At 70.0% G+C, this 16,429-nt stretch carries 29 protein-coding genes; 26 read left to right on the plus strand and 3 right to left on the minus strand.

Translation table 11 applies throughout. The annotated features are described in order from the left end of the window. Positions 1–19 precede the first annotated feature (19 nt). The 21 genes from PYR91_RS09945 to PYR91_RS10045 are packed head-to-tail and all read left to right on the plus strand — an operon-like array spanning position 20 to position 9,828. Entirely contained in the window at positions 20–448 is a 429-nt protein-coding gene (locus PYR91_RS09945) for a hypothetical protein (RefSeq protein WP_279779156.1), read from the plus strand. Continuing rightward, the gene (locus PYR91_RS09950; RefSeq protein WP_279779157.1) at positions 448–819 is read left to right on the plus strand and encodes a hypothetical protein; all 372 of its coding nucleotides are present in this window, start codon (positions 448–450) and stop codon (positions 817–819) included. The genes PYR91_RS09945 and PYR91_RS09950 overlap by 1 nt, the downstream gene beginning before the upstream one ends. After that, complete coding sequence (locus PYR91_RS09955) at positions 816–986, plus strand: hypothetical protein (protein ID WP_279779159.1); 171 nt, start codon at positions 816–818, stop codon at positions 984–986. The genes PYR91_RS09950 and PYR91_RS09955 overlap by 4 nt, the downstream gene beginning before the upstream one ends. Before the next feature lie 31 nt (positions 987–1,017). Next, positions 1,018–2,001, plus strand: a complete 984-nt coding sequence (locus tag PYR91_RS09960; protein WP_279779161.1) for a hypothetical protein — start codon at positions 1,018–1,020, stop codon at positions 1,999–2,001. Then, positions 1,998–2,234 (plus strand): hypothetical protein, encoded by a 237-nt coding sequence (locus PYR91_RS09965; RefSeq protein ID WP_279779162.1) that lies wholly within the window; start codon positions 1,998–2,000, stop codon positions 2,232–2,234. Before PYR91_RS09960 ends, PYR91_RS09965 begins: the two co-directional genes overlap by 4 nt. 20 nt (positions 2,235–2,254) lie before the next feature. Further along, positions 2,255–2,533 carry a hypothetical protein gene (locus PYR91_RS09970; RefSeq protein WP_279779164.1) on the plus strand — a complete coding sequence of 93 codons (279 nt, stop codon included), beginning with the start codon at positions 2,255–2,257 and terminating at the stop codon, positions 2,531–2,533. Continuing rightward, the gene (locus PYR91_RS09975; RefSeq protein WP_279779165.1) at positions 2,530–2,892 is read left to right on the plus strand and encodes a hypothetical protein; all 363 of its coding nucleotides are present in this window, start codon (positions 2,530–2,532) and stop codon (positions 2,890–2,892) included. The genes PYR91_RS09970 and PYR91_RS09975 overlap by 4 nt, the downstream gene beginning before the upstream one ends. After that, the gene (locus PYR91_RS09980) at positions 2,889–3,062 is read left to right on the plus strand and encodes a hypothetical protein (RefSeq protein WP_279779166.1); all 174 of its coding nucleotides are present in this window, start codon (positions 2,889–2,891) and stop codon (positions 3,060–3,062) included. Before PYR91_RS09975 ends, PYR91_RS09980 begins: the two co-directional genes overlap by 4 nt. A 44-nt stretch (positions 3,063–3,106) precedes the next feature. Continuing rightward, entirely contained in the window at positions 3,107–3,337 is a 231-nt protein-coding gene (locus PYR91_RS09985; RefSeq protein ID WP_279779254.1) for a DNA-directed RNA polymerase subunit alpha C-terminal domain-containing protein, read from the plus strand. Between the two features lie 11 nt (positions 3,338–3,348). After that, positions 3,349–3,681: a hypothetical protein gene (locus tag PYR91_RS09990; RefSeq protein ID WP_279779167.1), complete on the plus strand. Its 333-nt coding sequence runs from the start codon at positions 3,349–3,351 to the stop codon at positions 3,679–3,681. Between the two features lie 7 nt (positions 3,682–3,688). After that, positions 3,689–4,240, plus strand: coding sequence for a hypothetical protein (locus PYR91_RS09995; protein ID WP_279779168.1), 552 nt, complete (start codon positions 3,689–3,691; stop codon positions 4,238–4,240). Next, on the plus strand, positions 4,227–4,793 hold the full coding sequence (locus tag PYR91_RS10000; protein WP_279779169.1) for a hypothetical protein: 567 nt from the start codon (positions 4,227–4,229) through the stop codon (positions 4,791–4,793). The genes PYR91_RS09995 and PYR91_RS10000 overlap by 14 nt, the downstream gene beginning before the upstream one ends. 34 nt (positions 4,794–4,827) lie before the next feature. Continuing rightward, on the plus strand, positions 4,828–5,001 hold the full coding sequence (locus PYR91_RS10005; RefSeq protein WP_279779170.1) for a hypothetical protein: 174 nt from the start codon (positions 4,828–4,830) through the stop codon (positions 4,999–5,001). Beyond that, complete coding sequence (locus tag PYR91_RS10010) at positions 4,998–6,095, plus strand: hypothetical protein (protein ID WP_279779171.1); 1,098 nt, start codon at positions 4,998–5,000, stop codon at positions 6,093–6,095. The genes PYR91_RS10005 and PYR91_RS10010 overlap by 4 nt, the downstream gene beginning before the upstream one ends. Further along, positions 6,088–6,426 carry a hypothetical protein gene (locus PYR91_RS10015; RefSeq protein WP_279779173.1) on the plus strand — a complete coding sequence of 113 codons (339 nt, stop codon included), beginning with the start codon at positions 6,088–6,090 and terminating at the stop codon, positions 6,424–6,426. The genes PYR91_RS10010 and PYR91_RS10015 overlap by 8 nt, the downstream gene beginning before the upstream one ends. After that, on the plus strand, positions 6,419–6,967 hold the full coding sequence (locus tag PYR91_RS10020) for a winged helix-turn-helix domain-containing protein (RefSeq protein WP_279779175.1): 549 nt from the start codon (positions 6,419–6,421) through the stop codon (positions 6,965–6,967). Before PYR91_RS10015 ends, PYR91_RS10020 begins: the two co-directional genes overlap by 8 nt. Then, on the plus strand, positions 6,964–7,329 hold the full coding sequence (locus PYR91_RS10025; protein WP_279779176.1) for a hypothetical protein: 366 nt from the start codon (positions 6,964–6,966) through the stop codon (positions 7,327–7,329). Before PYR91_RS10020 ends, PYR91_RS10025 begins: the two co-directional genes overlap by 4 nt. Continuing rightward, a complete protein-coding gene (locus PYR91_RS10030) occupies positions 7,316–7,816 on the plus strand; it encodes a hypothetical protein (RefSeq protein WP_279779177.1) in 501 nt (166 codons plus the stop codon). The genes PYR91_RS10025 and PYR91_RS10030 overlap by 14 nt, the downstream gene beginning before the upstream one ends. Then, positions 7,813–8,337, plus strand: a complete 525-nt coding sequence (locus PYR91_RS10035; RefSeq protein ID WP_279779179.1) for a winged helix-turn-helix domain-containing protein — start codon at positions 7,813–7,815, stop codon at positions 8,335–8,337. Before PYR91_RS10030 ends, PYR91_RS10035 begins: the two co-directional genes overlap by 4 nt. Continuing rightward, positions 8,327–8,944 carry a hypothetical protein gene (locus tag PYR91_RS10040; RefSeq protein ID WP_279779180.1) on the plus strand — a complete coding sequence of 206 codons (618 nt, stop codon included), beginning with the start codon at positions 8,327–8,329 and terminating at the stop codon, positions 8,942–8,944. The genes PYR91_RS10035 and PYR91_RS10040 overlap by 11 nt, the downstream gene beginning before the upstream one ends. A 35-nt stretch (positions 8,945–8,979) precedes the next feature. Beyond that, entirely contained in the window at positions 8,980–9,828 is an 849-nt protein-coding gene (locus tag PYR91_RS10045) for a hypothetical protein (RefSeq protein WP_279779182.1), read from the plus strand. Positions 9,829–9,835: 7 nt separating this feature from the next. On the opposite strand, the gene PYR91_RS10050 is transcribed toward PYR91_RS10045, so the two are convergent. The 3 genes from PYR91_RS10050 to PYR91_RS10060 form a co-directional block, all read right to left on the minus strand. Then, positions 9,836–10,276, minus strand: a complete 441-nt coding sequence (locus PYR91_RS10050) for a hypothetical protein (RefSeq protein WP_279779183.1) — start codon at positions 10,274–10,276, stop codon at positions 9,836–9,838. After that, positions 10,273–10,512, minus strand: coding sequence for a hypothetical protein (locus tag PYR91_RS10055; RefSeq protein ID WP_279779185.1), 240 nt, complete (start codon positions 10,510–10,512; stop codon positions 10,273–10,275). The genes PYR91_RS10050 and PYR91_RS10055 overlap by 4 nt, the downstream gene beginning before the upstream one ends. A gap of 119 nt (positions 10,513–10,631) precedes the next feature. Next, on the minus strand, positions 10,632–11,087 hold the full coding sequence (locus PYR91_RS10060) for a hypothetical protein (RefSeq protein WP_279779187.1): 456 nt from the start codon (positions 11,085–11,087) through the stop codon (positions 10,632–10,634). An 849-nt stretch (positions 11,088–11,936) separates the two neighbouring features. Here PYR91_RS10060 and PYR91_RS10065 point away from each other — a divergent pair. From PYR91_RS10065 to PYR91_RS10085, 5 genes are all read left to right on the plus strand, one after another. Then, a complete protein-coding gene (locus PYR91_RS10065) occupies positions 11,937–13,193 on the plus strand; it encodes a DUF932 domain-containing protein (RefSeq protein WP_279779189.1) in 1,257 nt (418 codons plus the stop codon). A gap of 53 nt (positions 13,194–13,246) precedes the next feature. Next, positions 13,247–13,459, plus strand: a complete 213-nt coding sequence (locus tag PYR91_RS10070; protein ID WP_279779191.1) for a hypothetical protein — start codon at positions 13,247–13,249, stop codon at positions 13,457–13,459. Positions 13,460–13,615: 156 nt separating this feature from the next. Next, positions 13,616–13,876, plus strand: coding sequence for a hypothetical protein (locus tag PYR91_RS10075; RefSeq protein WP_279779193.1), 261 nt, complete (start codon positions 13,616–13,618; stop codon positions 13,874–13,876). Positions 13,877–14,599: 723 nt separating this feature from the next. Beyond that, the gene (locus PYR91_RS10080; protein ID WP_279779194.1) at positions 14,600–15,718 is read left to right on the plus strand and encodes an XRE family transcriptional regulator; all 1,119 of its coding nucleotides are present in this window, start codon (positions 14,600–14,602) and stop codon (positions 15,716–15,718) included. Next, positions 15,715–16,254, plus strand: a complete 540-nt coding sequence (locus tag PYR91_RS10085; protein ID WP_279779195.1) for a hypothetical protein — start codon at positions 15,715–15,717, stop codon at positions 16,252–16,254. Before PYR91_RS10080 ends, PYR91_RS10085 begins: the two co-directional genes overlap by 4 nt. Positions 16,255–16,429 lie beyond the last annotated feature (175 nt).

The raw sequence follows: 16,429 nt of genomic DNA on the forward strand, positions 1-16,429 counted from the left end.
CCACCACACCGGAGACCTCATGATCATCAAGACGGAGATTCAGGACCAGGGGGCCACGGCGTTCGTCACCGTGTTCGCCGACCAGGACCCCATGCCCTGCGGCGTGCTGGTCATGAGCACCGCCGGGGCCGCCGAGCTGGTGGCACGCATTGCCGCCGGAGAGCCGCCCGAGGTTGAGGTCACGCCGAAGGTCGCCGCCCAGGTCCTCTACCACTACGGCCTGACCGGCGGCATGCAGGCCGGCTCGTTCATCACTGCGCTGATCACGGCGATGACGAAGGCCGATCGCGACCACCTCCTGCGGCTGTCGACCGTTTACCCCGCCTACGCCGTCGCCGTCTACCTGGCCAGGGACACCGAGCACGGCAGGGGCTGGCTGCAGAACGTCGCCAAGCAGCGCCTGGTGGCCGACGCCAGCCCGGCCGACCCGGCCGAGGAGACGAGCTGATGACGGAATGGCCGCCCCGCACCAGGTCCGGCGCCGATGAGGAGCCGCTCCAGGTCCGCGTCGACCGGCTGGAGCGCGAGCTGGCATCGATGACCGCCCAGCGCGATCTCCTGCGCGAGCACCACTCCTACGTCGACGACGGATCCCTGGACCACCTGCTTGCCCGCATCGGCGAGCTGCAGGCCGACAACAACCAGCTGCGCATCGCCGCCCAGACGGCAGACCGCAGCGAACTGCTACGCGAACGGGACACTAACCGCCGGTTGGAGGCCGAGCTGGACCGCCTCCAGCGCGCCAACATGGCCGCCGACGTGGAGCTGCAGCGCCGGCCGTGGCGGCGAGGGAGCGGCCCTGCGGGTGCGACGTCGTGAAGCTCAGACAGGCGTGCCTGCTGCGCGGCCACTGGCCCCGCATCCACCGCGGCCGCCGCGCCACCATCTGCCTGCGCTGCTGGCCCTGCCGCCACTGCGGCGGCACCACCACGGCCTGCGTGGGCGAGTGCAGCGGCCGATTACGCGACCCGCCCCGGGAGGAGTGACCGCGCACACGCGACACGGGACAGGAGAGGCATGCAGGCGGGAGACCCGATCTACTGGACGTGGATTCGCATTCTGCGGCGCGTGGAGCTGGGCTTCGGTGAGGGCAAGGCGCGTGTCGGTTCGGACACGGTGCAGCACGTCGCCGCCATGGCCGTTACCTACGGCGACCCCGACGGCACCCACATCCGCCCGAGCGTCGCCCGCCTCGCCCGTGTCTGCCGCAAGGACGAGAAGACCGTACGGCGGTGCCTAGGCCGCCTCCGGGAAGTGGGCCTGTTCATCCGCGTCTTCGAGGGCAGCTCAGCGGGCCGGTCCGGTAAGGCCGACGAATACCACCTGGCGATCCCGGACGATTTGCTGCAAAGGGTCGCGATGCTCGACCCGGACGAGAAGCACCTCGTTGTACCCGAAGGCGTTCAACCACCTCGTCTGAAGAAACCCCGGGCGAAGAAGACGGCCGCGCCCGCTGCAGAAACACCGGGTGGTGCACCCGCTGATGAACCGAAGCGGGTGGGCCGGCACCGGCTTCGCGAACCCGGATCACCGGGTGCAGCACCCGCTGATGTGCCTGTGGATAACCGGGTATCACCGGGTGCTGCACCCGGTGATCAAGAGCTACTTGCCGGTAATCACCGGGTGCTGCTTCCCGGAACACCGGGTGCTGCTTCCAAGAACACCGGGTGCAGCACCCGCCCACCTACACAGGGACCTACACAGAGACCAACCCAGCACGCAGACATCTCTCCGTACGGCGCTGAGGAGGAAGGAAGCAGCGCCGCTCGCCGTGAGCCTCCGGCCAAGACTTCGACTCCGCGGTATCGCCAGCCGCCGCTCATGGTCGCCGTCCCCGACCTGCCGGACACGGCCGACTACGAACGCGCTCGCGACGCCCTCGCCGTGCTCCCCGATCTCGGCCATGCGCTCATCACCCAGGCCCGCCGCGACCTCGGGCCCACAGCCCCGCTCACCGCGCTGGTCGTCCACGCCCACGCCCTGCTGCGGAGGTCCGCATGATCTGGCCCTGGCTCGTCGCCCTGCTGCTCGTCTGGTCCACCATCGGCGCCGTCACCGCCCACGCCGCCTCCCGGTTGTTGTCCAGGTCGCTTCACCGCAGGGCGGGGTGGCTCGGAGCTGCGGTGGCCTGGGCCGAGTACCTGGCCGGCGTCATCGTCGCCGGTGCCCTGTGGCCGGTGGCCATGGCCATCTGGGCGCGCGGCGGGCGATTCGAGATCGAGTGGACCAGGTGACGCAGCCGCCGCTGTTCGACGTGCCTGAGCCACTCGAGCCCGAGCCGTTGGCCCGCCCTCGGCGCAGCAAACGGCGCCGCCCGGGGCCCATCTGCGACGACTGCCACCGGCGTGTGTGGGCCAGTGACTCGCTACGCGCCGGTCCCGACGGCCGCCGCCGCGGCGACAAGTGCCGGCGCAAGGCGAACCGCCGCTGGCGCCGCCTGCGCCTGCGCATGGGCCGGATCCGCCGGATGCGCCCCGGCCCCAACCAGCTCTCGATCCTCGACCCCAACCCGACCGACCAGGAGTCCCCGTGATCACCAGCCCCGACCGCCGGCTCCGGCTATACGCCGTGCGCGCCACCGCCGTACTCGTCCCCGTGGCGGCCCTCATGCTCCTGCTGGTCCCCGGCCTCACCGGCGTGCTGCGCACCCTCGGCGTGCTCGCCGCCCTGCTGGTCGTCTTCCACGCCCTAGCTCGCACCGAGTCCCCACCGCCGCGACCCGGCCGGGAGGACTACCGCCGGGCCTTCCTGCACGCCTTCGCCGACCTGCGCGACGACCCCGACGACTTCGCCAGCCGCCTCGCCGACGTCGCCTACGGCGCCCAGCCCGCCCCGCACGAAGACCTGATCCGCACCCAGACGATCCGCCCCGTCCCCGGAGACCAGTGGTGACCCCGCCCGACCGCCGGCGCCTGCCCGTCTGGATCTGGGACCGCATCCTCACCAGCACCCTCCGGCCCTGCAGCCTGTGCGGCCACGCCCTGTGGACCGACAGCCCATGGACGATCTGCCGCCGCTGCGACCGCGCCCCCGGCGCACCCCTGCCCCCGAACTACCGCTGACCACCCGAACGCCAGACCAGCCGAACGGAGACCCCGTGCCCAGCATGCGTGACCTCGTCACCCAGACCGGCCTGCCCGACAACACCCCCATCCTCCGAGTGCTGTCAGGACTGACCTGGCACGTGCTCAACCCGCTGGCCGACGCCGAGATCGGCACCCTTGGAGCGCTCGCCCAGCGCACCGACGACGACCTGCTCGCGCTCCCCGGGTTCGGCCCGCGCCGCCTTGACGCCCTGCGTGCCGAGCTGCGGCGCATCGCCCCCGGCAAGGACTGACGGCGGCATCGGTGATCCCCCTGCCGCGCGAGCTGCGCGCCTGTCGCGACTGCGGCAAAGCGGTGCTGATCACGGTGACGCGCCTGGGCCGTTACCTGCTCGTCGACCCTCGGCCGGACGACAGGGGCAACCAGGCGTGCTACCGGGCCGAGCCGCGCACCTGGCACTCGCGCTCGCTCGACGCCGCCGGCGCGCTGCCGCCCGCGGCCTGGGAGCACCGATACGTGCCGCACGTCGCCACCTGCACACCCCCCGCCCGGCAGGAGGCGCTGCCCATCCCCCTGCCGCCCAACGTCACCCGGCTGGACCCCAAGCGCCGCAGGGCCCGCCGCCGACCCCGATAGGAGAACCATGTCCCCCCTGTCCCCGGCCGAAGAGCTGCGTGCCGCTGTGGCCCGCGTCCGCCATTGGCCCGCCGACCCGCTGATCGAGCCGCTCGCTGAGCTGCTGAGCCTGATCAGCACCAGCGTGGCCGAGTACGCCGCCACCGAACGCCCGGCTTCGGCTGACCGCGTGGCCCTGATCGATGAGCGCGGAGTCTGTCGCCCCGACTGGACCGCCGCTCTGGCGGTCGCCCGCGTGATCAACACCGAGCCCCGGTGCCTGGCGTGCACTGAAGCGCCTGCCCGGGACGGCAGCGAGTTCTGCCGCCTTTGCACGCCCGACGCCCACACCCGGCGGTGCGCCGCGCCCGGATGTGACCGGCCGATCGCCCGGCACCGGCTGATGTGCCTGGCGGACTGGCGCCTGGTGCCCGAGCCGACCCAGCGTGAGGTGACCCGCACCTACCGCACCAGGCAGCGGGACCTGAGAGCCCACCTGGCCGCCATCCGCGCGGCGCAGGACGCCGTCCGTCTGGCGCGCCAGGCGCAGGCCGCAGGGATCCGTGGTGTCCGTGCCTGACCCCCGCACCTCCGAGTCGCCTCCTGGCACCATCTGGGTCCAGTCCAACCTGCTGCCCAACGGCAGGTACGTCGTGGCCGTGCACTACGACGCGGACCGATCCCGCGTTCTGGACCGCGACGAGGCGCTGAAGTACGCCGCCGCCGTCCACGCCCTGGCCACCCACGCCGAGCACGACGCCGCGGTGGCCGCCCAGCTCTCCCAGCTCGGTCTGCCACGCGATGCCGTCGCGCAGGCCGTGGTCGACCTGCGCGCCCGCCGGCCGGCCATCGAGGAGGCCATCACAGCGCCGCTGTCGCTGACGCCAAGCGTCTCCGCCTCCCGTGGCGTCGGCTACCTGAAGCTGTCCATCAGCGGACGTCTGATCGCGCAGTGGGAGGTCGCCGACGCCCGTGACCACGCCAACAACGTCCTGACCGTGCTCGCGGCCGTCGACCTGGACGCCGTCTACCGCCGCTACCTGGTGATGACCGTCGGCCTGGACCGCAACCGCGCAGAGCGCGTCGTCGACGACCTCGCCAAGCACATCGCGAACGGAAACCGCCGTGGCTAAACGCGCCCCAATCCGTCCCCTGCCGCCACAGCCGATGCCGGCCCGGCCGTGCGCCTACGGCTGCACCCCCTCCATCGGGTGGCGGCACTACCGCTCGGTGGGGTGGGAGCGGGCCTGCCGATCCCACCGCGGCGGCCAAGCCCTGGAGCGTTCCGGGGACTACGTCGCCGACGTCGCCGACGTCGAGCGCGATGGGCGGCCCGCATGAGCGACGCCTTCGAGGCGGCCGACGTGCCCGCCCTGCGCCGGGACACGCTCACGTGGCTGACCGACGGCCGCGGCTTCGGCTTCCATGCGCAGATGTCCCGCTCGGCAGGCAGCATGCTCGGCCGCCCCGACCTCGACGGCAACCCCGCGGTCATGCGCGCCTACGCCGAACTGGTGTGCGAGCAGGAGACCCGCGCCCTGCGCGACGCCGAGCTGTACTACGTGACCGCCGAGATGACGCGCATCGTCCGCGCCGCCGCCGCCGACCTGCCCGCCTTCGTGCCCGCCGAAGGCGACTTCCCCAGCGCGGCCGGCCTCATCGTGTTCGAGTCGCCGCTGGCCGAGTACCGGCGCCCCGAGAACGACATCAGCGCCATGATCGTCGAGGGGCGTGTCGTCATGGACTTCCGTGACCAGCCCTACGAGGACACCCGGGTGGTGGCCGCCACCTGGAGCCCGTGCACCATGCGCGGAAGCTGGGAGCACGGCGGGGTGTGGATGGGTTTCTACACCAGCCGCGCCCTCATGCTCGAGCGCATCCTGGACGACCGTGTCCGCGACGACCTGCGGCCCACTCTGGGGCCCCTGGTCCCGGACAACGAGTGCGGCATCAAGTACGTGAAGCCGGCGGAGCGCGAGCACCAGGAGGAGCTGCTGCGAGCGCACGACCAGCCCGGCTACACCAGCCACTGGGCCAAGTACCTGATGGCCACGCTGCTGCTGATGCGCCAGCCGCTGACCTACCAGCGCACCGAGCCGATCCGGCGAGGCCTGCGCCGACAGTTGGAGCGTTCCGGACTCCCGGCCGGGCCCGTCCAGATCCTGGACGCCCGGCCCCGCCGCTACACCACCGTGCCGCGCGACCAGGAGGCCGAGGACCAGCCGGAGGAGGACACCAGCCGCAAGCTGTCGGTCCGTTTTCCGGTCCGCGGGTTCTGGCGCCAGCAGTGGTATCCCTCCCGCGGCCTCCATAGGCCCAAGTGGATCGCCGAGCACTGGCGCGGCCCCGACGACGCCCCGATCGCCCATCCAGAGCGTGTCCGCGTGCTGCGCTCCCACCCCGCTCAGCCCAACCAGGAGACCGACCATGGCTAGCATCTGTCCGCGAACCGTGCGGGGCCGGTACGGCGACCGTGACTGGCCGTGCATCCGCGGCGCCGGCCACCAGGGCGACTGTGAACCGCAGATCGACGCTCGCCACTACGCCGTCCCGCTGGAGGACATGCCCGCCAGGGCGCTGGCGAGTGAGCTGCGGGCCGCCCTGGCCCGTTTGGAGGCGTCCGAGCGCCGGATGCAGGCGTACGCGGCCAGTGTGGGCGCGCGCCTGGCGCGGCTGATCACCCAGCTTCAGACCCTCACCTCGGACCAGCGCAAGACCGTCCCAGCGGCGGCGGTCCGCGAGGCGCTGGAGCAGGCTCGTGGGTGAGCTGTGGCCCGACGACGGGCTCATCCGCATCGACCGATTCTCCGAGCGCGCCTGGCAGGGAGAACGGCTTCTGCACCTGCCTCCCCGGCTCTACCGGCTGCTGGTGGTCCTGCACACCAATGCCGGCACGGCCATGAGCCACGAGCGCCTCCTGCGCGACGCGTGGGGCTCCTCATGGCCCGGGGGGAGAAATGCGCTCGCCAGCGAGGTCGCGCATCTGCGGCGCCATCTGGGCGACCAAGCCCAAGAGTCCCGGTACATCGTCACCGTGCGCGGCGTCGGCTACCGCCTTGCGGAGTCAGCCGTCCCGTCGACGCCCTCACCCGGCGTCCCGGTCCGACCGGTCCGGGTGGACGGCCAGATCGTGCGAGATGCCACCGGCGCGGTCGTCGCGGTCGCCAGGACGCTTCGGGCGGCGACGTGGCTGGCGGCATGCGTGGACGCCACCGGCCCCGGCAGCGGCCCTGAGGACGCGCCGAGCGTCCACCCCGAGCGTGTCCGCGTCCTGCGGCCGCGCCCCACCGAGAGGACATCCTCATGACTGAGATCATCGGCCCGCACGGCAGGGCTCACCGAGTTGCCCGGGCCAACTACCGGAGCGCGCACGCCGAGCTCGACGGCTGGATCATCACCGCGCCCACCTGGCATCCCCTGTGGTCCCAATACACGTTGAACGTGATGACCCTCGCGGACATGCCGGGCGTCCCGGCCGCTACCAGGCAGCGGCCCGGCGTCACCCACGAGTTGCTGGTGGCGGCACTCGATCCGGTGTTGCGGGACCCGCAGGGCGCGGTCGTCGCGGTCGCGATGTCGCTGGCGGCCGCGACATGGCTGGCGGAGTGCGCGGCCGCCGCCGGCCGCGCTGCGGAGACCCGCGGGGAGGTGCCTCGTGGCGATCACTAGGCGGGCCCTGGCCGAGGTGCTTGCGGGCACCGTCCCGCTGGCCATCCACGAACTGCGAGGGGCGACCTTCGAGGAGCGCCGCGCCCGGGCCGCTGGCGGTGTGGACCTGATCTGCACCCAGGCCGACGAGATGATGTACGGCAAGAAGCCGACCGGCGTGCTGACCGCGATCATCACCGGGGTCGCCGCGTGCGCGTACCAGCCCGGCGGCGTGACGATCCTGGGCCTGCACGCGTGCACCCACCCGCACCCGGGGTGCCCGGCCTCGGCGACCAGGCCGCCGTGCTGCACCTGCGACCCCGAGCGATGCACCGCGCCCGCCGCCACCGGCCGCTGCCCGGCACCCGAGGGGTGCGCGTGGTGCCGCAACGGATGCTCCACGGCCGACGGCCATTGCTGCGCCCCGACGAATCCGATGGGCCGCCTGGTCTTTCTGCCGGCGCCCGGCCTGCCGGGTTTCCCGACCAAGGAGACACCACGTTCATGATTCGCTTCCCCGATGACGCGCTGATCCGCCTCGACAGGCAGGCACAGCAGGCCTGGCACGGCCCCCACCAGCTGAACCTGTCCCCGACCGCCTACCGCCTGCTGCTTCACCTGGTCGACCATGCAGGAGCGGTCGCCACCTACGAGGAGCTGCTGCGCGCGGTATGGGGCGGCAAGCAGCTGCGTGACCTGCGGACCGTCCACACCCACGTCCGGATCCTGCGTGGGGCCCTGGGCGGGGTGGCCGCAGGGCACTACATCACCACGGTGCGCGGCGTGGGCTACCGCCTGGAGACCAGCGCCGTACCCAGGCCCGGCGCCCCGGCGCCGGTCGTACGGCCGGATCGGCAGCCCCGGCTACCGCTGCGCGTCGTCCAACGTCAGATGCTCTACGACGCGAACGGCGAGCTGGTCGCGGTCGCAATGACCGCGCAGGTTGCGCACTGGCTGGCCGCCCGAATTGCGGAGCCGGATGCACCGGCGCAGATCACGACAGGGAGCACCGCACGCCATGGCCACTGAACCCCAGTCATGGCCCATCCGTGTCACCTTCACCTGGACTGGCCCGTCCGCATGCCTGCGCCACCTGGAACAAGGCGGCACCTTGGAGCACCGCCACGGCCACGACTACGCCTGGACCGTCACCCTGACGGGCGACGTCGGCCCCGGCACCGTAGAGCAGCGAGAGGGTCGGGCCATGTGGCTCGCCGAGGACGCCCTGGCTGCGCATCTTGGGAGCGTGCTGGAGCAGACCAACGACCCGGCACCGTACTTCACCCACCACGCTACCGAGCTACAGCTGGCGCCGATGGTTGGCGACCCCGACCAGACCGCCGACCGCCGCGCCGAGTGGGCCACGCGCCAGAATCCAGAGTGGTCATCCGACCACCCACAGCCACCTCTGCCGGGCGACGAGGGCCCGGCCGGTAGCCCGGCGTACCCTCGCACCGTCACCGACGACCAGAAGACCTGGGACGTCGCGCCCGAGGAGCGGCCGGAAAGGGCTTCCCGGTTCACCTGCCCGCGGTGCGGCCGCAGCTCAGCCCACCCCACCGACACGGCAGAGGGCTACTGCGGTGCCTGCCACGACTGGACCGGTACCCCGGCCAGCGAGCCGAGCCGCCCGTGACCCTGCCCTGCCCCGTGCCTCGCTGCGACCGCGTCATGCCCGGCATCCGCCCCATCTGCTGGGCATGCGACGCCGAACTCCAGCGCGACCTCGCAGAGGTGCCCGCCCTGGAGGTGGACCTGGGGGTGACGCTCAGCCGCCAGACCCGAACCGGGGACCGCGAAGGCGGCCGCCCGGCCGAGACGGCCCTGCCATGGGACCAGCGCGCGGCCACGGCCGCGGCCGAGCTGCACGCCACGCTCGTGCGCTGGCATCGCGTACTGGCCAAGGGCGCGCCCCGCGTGGCCGGCCCGATCTGCCTTGAGTGCCGGCACTCAAGCTGCGAGTGGAGCGATCTCGGCCGCGCGCCCGCTGACACCCTCGCCGACATCTCCCGCTGGGTGATCCGCCATCGCGTCCGTCTCCTGCGGCATCCGGCGGTGGCCGAGGCGGTCGATGACCTGCGCGCCGCGGTGAGGGGCGCGCGTCGCGCGATCGACCGGCCGCCAGCCACCTGGTACGCGGGCCCGTGTAGATGCGGGGCCGACCTTAACGCCCGACACGGCGCGCCGATGATCCGGTGTCGGGCGTGCGGCGCGCACGTCACCACCGCGGCGCAGGTGCGGTGGCTGCTCGCCGAGGCGGCGGATCATCTCGGCACGGCCACCGAGATAGCCCGGCTGTTGCACCCGTCCGGCATGAACGTCACCGCCGCGATGATCCGCGGCTACGCCCACCGCGGCGCCCTGGTCGCACGTGGGCGCGCCGGTCACCCGCTGTACCGGATCGGCGACGTGCTGGATCTCCTGGGCGGCGTGCTGCGGCCAGCCGGCCCCGCATGCGTGACGTGCCAGCACCGCACCTGCCAGCAGATCCGGGGCAAGAGAGTCCTGCCCGTAGCGTGAGGGACCGTCAGCCGTTGCCGCTTTCGTCGGGGTGGCTCTTGCGCGGGCGGCCCCCTCCCGCGCCTCGGCCGGGGCGAGCGGCGATCACCAGGTCCAGGGCTGCGCGCCGGATGTGCGCGACGCCCCCGACCTCGGACCAGCCGGGGAGCCGCCCGACCATGCGGTCATGACGCACCGTGCTGTACTCCACGCCCAAGTATTCGGCGGTGTCCTGCTCGTCCAGCAGGTCCTCCGGGTGCGGCCGGCCGATCGGCCACACTGGCAGCGGGCGCCCATCGCGAGCGGCTTCCACCTGGGCGCGGTCGTAGAGCGCCGTCTTGCGGCCGGGGTTCAGCGGCCGGAGCCCGTACCGGCCGGCGACCTTGGCGTTGCGCCACGTCGAGTACGCCTTGCCGAGGATCTGCGCGGCCTGGCGGCCGGTGACCGCGTCGCGGCCGTGCGGGATCAAGCGTCCCCCAGGGGTTCGTACGGCTCGGTGGGGTTGGGGTTGTAGTCACGGAACATGACCTCCGCCCCGTGCTCGTCGACCACGCGAAGGTGAAGCCAGAGCTCGGTGGTGCCCTCGCTGGTAGCGGCGGCCTGGGCGTGGGCCTGGCGGCACAGATCGTCCACCGCGGCCTCGGCCTCTGCGACGGTGGGGCGGGAGGCAAGGACGTTGTTCAGGTCGTCGCGGATCTCATACATGATCTTCCTTTCTCTGGGGCCGACACCAGCATGGGGCGGGGCCGGCTGGTCGCGAGGAGCCGAATCGAATTCTGTGGATACGCGGATACAGGGGGCGGGCTGAGTGCCCGCCCCCTGCGTCACAGACCGCGAAAGACCTTCCAAGCCAGGTCGTAAGCCGCTGTCCAGACCTTGATCTGGGACTCGGCGGCGGCCCGGTCGTCCATGATGACCACCAGCGGCCCGACCCGCACCCGCAGTTCCCCGCACCCGCTGGGGCTGTGCAGGGGTGTCTTCCCCTGGACGTCCCGGCCGGTGATCCGCCCGGCCAGGGCCACCGACACCCAGACCATCGAGCCGGGGTCCAGCATGTAGCCGGGCGCCGCATCGCCGGAGGGGAAGATCTTCGGTAGGGCGGCCGCCGCGTCTCTCCAGACCCGCTGGGCGGAGTGGGCGGCGTCCATGTCACCGATGGTGATCACCGCGCCTGGGGTGTAGACCCGGACCGCGTCCCGGAAGATCTCCGTCGCCGTGTCGTGCTCTCCGGCGTACCGGAGGGTCACCGTTGCGCGGCGGTCGGCCTTGATCTTCATCATCCGAGGCTCCTCTCTTGAGTTTTCAACCTGTCGCCGATCGGAGTTCCGACCCCCTCCCGACACAGAAAACATTACCACAGTCGTGCACCGATGGCGGGTGCTCTACGCACTCCGAAGGTAAAGAAAATCCAAGGTCAGGAGCTCCAGGAAGGAGGCGTCACCATTTCGGCCGGCCCGACGAAAACCAAAGACCGGCGAGCGGGGCCCGAGGGCCCTTAATCGGAAGCTCGCCGGTCTCTCGGTTGAAACTCCTCCAGAGGAGGACCTCCATCTTAGGCGCCAGGGCCTACGGCGCCCCCCCTGCGACGCAGCAGGTCCCTGGCGCTACCGTCCGCCCCTACTGCGCGTCCGGCTGCCAGCCCTCCGGCGCCTCCACCGTGCTGCTGTTCCCGCACCGGCAGGAGAACTCCACCCCGGCCTCGATGTCGGAATGGTGGAACCCCCGCCGGGTACGGGCTGCCGCCGCCCCAGACCGCGACCGAACGCCGCGTCGGCGGGATGTACCTGATCCAGATCATTTGGTCGTCGCGCTCGCAGGCATTGCAGCGCGGCTGGTTGTCGGCCATGGCTGGCCCCCCTTGGTTGTGACCACCCCCCGTGGGTGATCGACGGGCGTATCAAATACGGCCAAAGGGTTAAGGTCAATCGAGCCTGCCCGGTGGTGCTGGTTGACGTTGACCTGGGTGAACGCCGTCCTGTGATCGACTGGTCGCAAGAGCCTCGTGACGGGCTCGGCCCGACCTCCAAGAGTCGGAGCCCCAACTAACTTCCTTGTACTCGTTGACGCGAGGATTCCCTCCACGCATACTTAATTGTAGTCAGTACAACGAAGTTTCTGGGGAGGGCACCATGACCACCACGCTCGACGTCAACGCCGCATTTGCCGCCACCAAGGCCGACCAGCTCGCCGCCCAGCGCGCCGACCGCGACCGCCGCATCCAGGCCGAGACCGACAAGGCCGCCTGGATCGAGCGCGAGGTCGCCGAAGGCCGCATGACCCAGGTCGGCGCCGACCGGTACCGCGTCACCCAGGGCTGGGACGCCGGGGAGGCTTTCACCGTCCGCCGCAACCTCGCCGGGCAGATCGCCGAGGTGGTCGCCGAGCACGGCCTGGACGTCGCCGCCGACGGCACCGTGGCCCTGTACAGCGCGGTCCCCGCCTGGCACGGACTCGGCCAGATCATCCCCGGCGGGATCAGTGACATCGACGAGGTACTGCGCCTGGCCGGGATCGACTGGGACGTAGCCTGCCGCGAGGTGCGCTACAGCTTCATGGGCCCCGCCGAGGACGCGCCCACGCTGCGCACCGCCGACGGCTTCCACGTCACCCTGCGCGAGGACACCGGCCAGGCCCTGGGCGTCGTCGGCAGCCGGTACGAGGTCATCCAGAACCGCCGGATCTTCGAGTTCCTGGAGGAGCTCGTGGAACAGGGCGTGGTCTGGGAGTCCGCCGGAAGCCTGCGCGGCGGCCGCCGGGTCTTCGTCTCCATGCGCGTCCCGGAGAACATCGTGGTCGACCCCGGCGGCCTGAATGACGAGATCACCCTGTTCATCGCCGCGATCAACAGCCACGACGGCAGCAGCAAGGCCGAAACCGTGGTGACGCCGTGGCGGCCCGTCTGCAAGAACACCGAGCGGTTCGCCGTAAGGGACGCCCGCTTCCGCTGGGGCATCCGGCACACTGCCGGTGCCCTGGACCGGCTCGACGAGGCCCGGCGCAGTCTCGGCCTGACCCGCAAGTACGGCGAGGCGTGGGCTTCGGAGGAGACCACGCTCGCGCGCACCAAGCTGGACACCGGCGAGTTCCACCGGATCATCGGCGAGCTGTGGCCGCTGGAGGAGGGCGCGACCGGCCGCGCGCTCACCTACGCCGGGCTGCGCTACGAGCACCTGGACGCGATGTTCCGCGCCGAGTCCGAGCGCGTCGGCAGGACCGCCTACGCGGCCGAGCGGGCTGTGACCGACTACCTCGATCACGTCGCCCCCCGCCGCCCCGGCCGCACGATGACCGAGGAGGTCGCGCGCGCCACCGCCCTGCTGGAGGGGACGGACGACGAGCTGAAGTCCAAGGCCCACAAGAAGCTGATGCAGCTCGTTCGCCGCTGAACATCCCGGGGCGGCCCCCACGTGGGCCGCCCCACCTCCCACGGAGCACCCACATGATCATCCCGGACGACATCGCCACCCGCTTCACCGACGCCTTCGACCCCCTCGTGGCCGCCGAGGTGGCCCAGAGCCTGACCTGCTCCGAAGTGGACGCCCTGGCCGACCTGCTGACCGCGCTCGGCCGCCCCGATCTCGCCGCGGAGTGGGTGGACGCTCACGCCGACCAGGACGACCAGGGCGACGCGCACTACCGCCAGCCGCACTGACCTCCCGAACCCCTGAGGGCCGGACACGCGACCCGGGACCTACGTCCCTTCGACTCGCTTCCGGCCCTCAGGCATTCCACGGCAGGAAAGGAGATCTTCCCCATGGCTCCAGCCGGCGCGCACGCCCCTCCGCGTCACCACCCCCATAATCTTCCTATGACTGAGGACGATGCCGACCGCGACGTCTGGTGGACCATGGCCGACATCGCTGAGCACCTCGGCCTGAGAGTGCGCAGCGTCCGGACCTACCGCACCGCCGGCATCCTCCCCCGGGAGGATCACATGTTCGGCCGCACACCGGTGTGGCGGCCGGCCACCATCACCGGCTGGCAGCGCCCCGGGCAAGGGGCCGGCGGCGGCAGGCCCCGTAAGGACGCCACCGTGCCTCCAGAGCTCAGGCCTCAACCTCCGCAGTGATCCAGGGCGGACGGTAGTCGGGGCCGACGTGCACCTTCTGAAGGCGCTGACCTCGAGGGCAGGGACACTTCGGCGCGAGGCACTCATAGATCACATACGTGGTCCCTCGTGGCCGCCACTCGCGAGTGTTCCGATCCCATGACTTGATCACTTCTCCGTCCCATTCGTGGATCACTGCCGGCTCGTTCGCCGGGCACCATGTACACCTTGGCTCGTCCACTGTCGGACCCCCCTTCTGGCCGTCTGCACACCAACGGACGATGTGCACACCTCCGGGCGGAGGCGGCTGTAGTAGACCAGATAAGTGAACTAAGCGCAGGTTTGAGGTTTCCGCAGGTCAGAGGCGTTACATGACAGACAGCATGCGCAAACGCATCGTCGTGATCAGCTGACACGATCAGGCCCGCTCAGTGCGGGCAGCGGGCGCTCTGATCGCCGAGCCGTCGACGAGCGCCCCGACGCCCAAGGCCGGCCGCACCTGCTCTACCGGATCGGCGACATGCTGCCTTCTCGCTGGCAATGCCGGCCCTGATCAGAGCTGCACACCCAGTATGTTCGCAACACCTGTTGGCAACTCCGAGCCGGGAGGGTGCCACGTGATGGCGATCGCTTGACTAAGTGCTGCTTCACCTGGGGATATGTTCAGTTGGCGACGAGTTGACATGCACTCGCCAAGTACGTCCAACGCTTGCGATTTTCGCAATTAGAACATAGAGTCGGGCTATGGGTGGGGACACAAGCAAGCGGATCCAACAGCTGATAGCAGAGAGTGATCTCAATCAAACCGAGTTCGCCGCTAGGGTCGGCCTCGACGCACCCAAGTTTTCGAAGTCGCTAAGTGGAACCCGGCGCTTCACCTCCTTGGACCTGGCCCGTATCGCCGAGGTAGGAGGGGTGACTGTCGACTGGCTGCTCGGCATCGACAAGCCTGCGCCCGCCCTGGCCGCCCGCAGTCGCGACGTGACGACCTCCGAGAAGCAGGCCATCGCTGAGGCGCAACGACTGGCACAATTCTGGTCAGACCTGGCCTTCCTCAACTACAGGCAACCGCGGGTAGACCTAGGATCGACTCCTCGCCGAAGTTCGTGCCTCGTTCAAGGCCGCGAACTCGCGGAGTCGGCTCTAGAGCACGCGGCGAAGCGCGGCGTCGAACCCTGGCGAATGCGAGATCTCGCTCCCCTGGTCGAGGATGTATTCGGAATCGACGTTCGGATCATGCCTTTCGCCAACGGCTACGACGGTCTGAGCTGGGGCGACGACACCTGCAAACTCATGGTGGTTGCCACGTCCGAAGTCCCCGCACGCCAGCGGTTCAATATCGCTCATGAGCTTGGTCATCTCCTCGCTGGCGACGATCAAGGTCTTCACCTCGATGCCAACATGAGCGATGCGGAGCACAGGAAAGACCCTTCGGAAAAGCGGGCCAACGCATTCGCCACCGAGTTCCTGCTTCCGAGAAAAGTACTCCAGGAAAAGACGAAGAACATCGCATGGTCTGACCGGTCATTTGCCGAGCTAGCCTGTGATCTATGGGTCTCTCCCGTTAACCTCGCCTGGCGGTTGTATAACCTCAAACTGATCACCAGCGAGCAGTGCAGCAGGTTCCGCAGTATGCGAGGGATCGATACCGCCCTGCTCGCCGAGCGGATGGATCTTCACTGGCAGTGGATCGCCTCCGCAGGTCAACCCAGAGTCTCGGTGCCCCTGATACGGGCGGCCTTCCTGGCCTATCAGCGAGGTGACGCGACACTGCGGCCCCTCGCCAACATCATCGGCGTGGACACCGATTTCCTACGACACGCCATAGACGGAGCACGAGAGGAATCTCCTGTTTCCTCATGAGCTACTACGTCTACTGGTTTCCCGATAACACTGTGCTGATCAACTTCGCGTGCGTTTCCCGCCTGGACCTTTTGGAGCAGATTCTTCGCGGGCGCGGGCGCTGGACGGAGGCCATCGCCGAGGAGGCGAAGAGATCGGCGCGTATCTACCCCGACCTCGACAGCATCGCTCGAGATGCGTGGCTCGGTGACCCGATCGAGGTCTGGGAGCCCAACGACATACTGACTATCGAAAGAATCCGCCGAGCTGCGTTCGGCGGGACCGTCGATAAGCCTATGAAGCACCTTGGTGAGGCACAGACCTGCCACGTGATCCGAACCAATCCGGTGTACGCCCAGTCCTTCTGGATCACCGACGATCACGATGCTGCCGAGTACGCCAAGCGGCAAGGGATCACTACACGCGACACGATGGACCTGATGTCTGAAGGCGTTCAGGACGGCTGCTGCACGCGAGACGAAGGGTTCAAGCTCCTTGAGGAGATGGCACAGATGGGCCGTGCCATTCGTGTCCCCCGACATCCATCAGACCTATGAGGCGGGCAGCAACTTCGCCCTGATGGCACCGCTTGACACTGAGCTGGGCGAACGCCAACATGTGATCAGATGCAATCGATCAGGCCCGCCCCGGCGGGCCTTCCTTATCTCTGAGCGCTGGACTGTGGTCATACTGGGCAATGGCTTCGGAATGGGTTGCCCCCGTATGTGCTGG

It is taken from the genome of Sphaerisporangium sp. TRM90804 (genome assembly GCF_029846175.1).
GTDB lineage: Bacteria > Actinomycetota > Actinomycetes > Streptosporangiales > Streptosporangiaceae > Sphaerisporangium.

What these genes read in the sequence shown, in the direction of transcription:
- PYR91_RS09945 (WP_279779156.1), top strand. Translation starts at nt 20, where the DNA reads ATGATCATCAAGACGGAGATTCAGGACCAGGGGGCCACGGCGTTCGTC.
- PYR91_RS09950 (WP_279779157.1), top strand. Translation starts at nt 448, where the DNA reads ATGACGGAATGGCCGCCCCGCACCAGGTCCGGCGCCGATGAGGAGCCG.
- PYR91_RS09960 (WP_279779161.1), top strand. Translation starts at nt 1,018, where the DNA reads ATGCAGGCGGGAGACCCGATCTACTGGACGTGGATTCGCATTCTGCGG.
- PYR91_RS09965 (WP_279779162.1), top strand. Translation starts at nt 1,998, where the DNA reads ATGATCTGGCCCTGGCTCGTCGCCCTGCTGCTCGTCTGGTCCACCATC.
- PYR91_RS09985 (WP_279779254.1), top strand. Translation starts at nt 3,107, where the DNA reads ATGCGTGACCTCGTCACCCAGACCGGCCTGCCCGACAACACCCCCATC.
- PYR91_RS09995 (WP_279779168.1), top strand. Translation starts at nt 3,689, where the DNA reads ATGTCCCCCCTGTCCCCGGCCGAAGAGCTGCGTGCCGCTGTGGCCCGC.
- PYR91_RS10005 (WP_279779170.1), top strand. Translation starts at nt 4,828, where the DNA reads ATGCCGGCCCGGCCGTGCGCCTACGGCTGCACCCCCTCCATCGGGTGG.
- PYR91_RS10010 (WP_279779171.1), top strand. Translation starts at nt 4,998, where the DNA reads ATGAGCGACGCCTTCGAGGCGGCCGACGTGCCCGCCCTGCGCCGGGAC.
- PYR91_RS10015 (WP_279779173.1), top strand. Translation starts at nt 6,088, where the DNA reads ATGGCTAGCATCTGTCCGCGAACCGTGCGGGGCCGGTACGGCGACCGT.
- PYR91_RS10025 (WP_279779176.1), top strand. Translation starts at nt 6,964, where the DNA reads ATGACTGAGATCATCGGCCCGCACGGCAGGGCTCACCGAGTTGCCCGG.
- PYR91_RS10035 (WP_279779179.1), top strand. Translation starts at nt 7,813, where the DNA reads ATGATTCGCTTCCCCGATGACGCGCTGATCCGCCTCGACAGGCAGGCA.
- PYR91_RS10040 (WP_279779180.1), top strand. Translation starts at nt 8,327, where the DNA reads ATGGCCACTGAACCCCAGTCATGGCCCATCCGTGTCACCTTCACCTGG.
- PYR91_RS10045 (WP_279779182.1), top strand. Translation starts at nt 8,980, where the DNA reads ATGCCCGGCATCCGCCCCATCTGCTGGGCATGCGACGCCGAACTCCAG.
- PYR91_RS10055 (WP_279779185.1), bottom strand. Translation starts at nt 10,512, where the DNA reads ATGTATGAGATCCGCGACGACCTGAACAACGTCCTTGCCTCCCGCCCC.
- PYR91_RS10060 (WP_279779187.1), bottom strand. Translation starts at nt 11,087, where the DNA reads ATGATGAAGATCAAGGCCGACCGCCGCGCAACGGTGACCCTCCGGTAC.
- PYR91_RS10065 (WP_279779189.1), top strand. Translation starts at nt 11,937, where the DNA reads ATGACCACCACGCTCGACGTCAACGCCGCATTTGCCGCCACCAAGGCC.
- PYR91_RS10070 (WP_279779191.1), top strand. Translation starts at nt 13,247, where the DNA reads ATGATCATCCCGGACGACATCGCCACCCGCTTCACCGACGCCTTCGAC.
- PYR91_RS10075 (WP_279779193.1), top strand. Translation starts at nt 13,616, where the DNA reads ATGACTGAGGACGATGCCGACCGCGACGTCTGGTGGACCATGGCCGAC.
- PYR91_RS10080 (WP_279779194.1), top strand. Translation starts at nt 14,600, where the DNA reads ATGGGTGGGGACACAAGCAAGCGGATCCAACAGCTGATAGCAGAGAGT.
- PYR91_RS10085 (WP_279779195.1), top strand. Translation starts at nt 15,715, where the DNA reads ATGAGCTACTACGTCTACTGGTTTCCCGATAACACTGTGCTGATCAAC.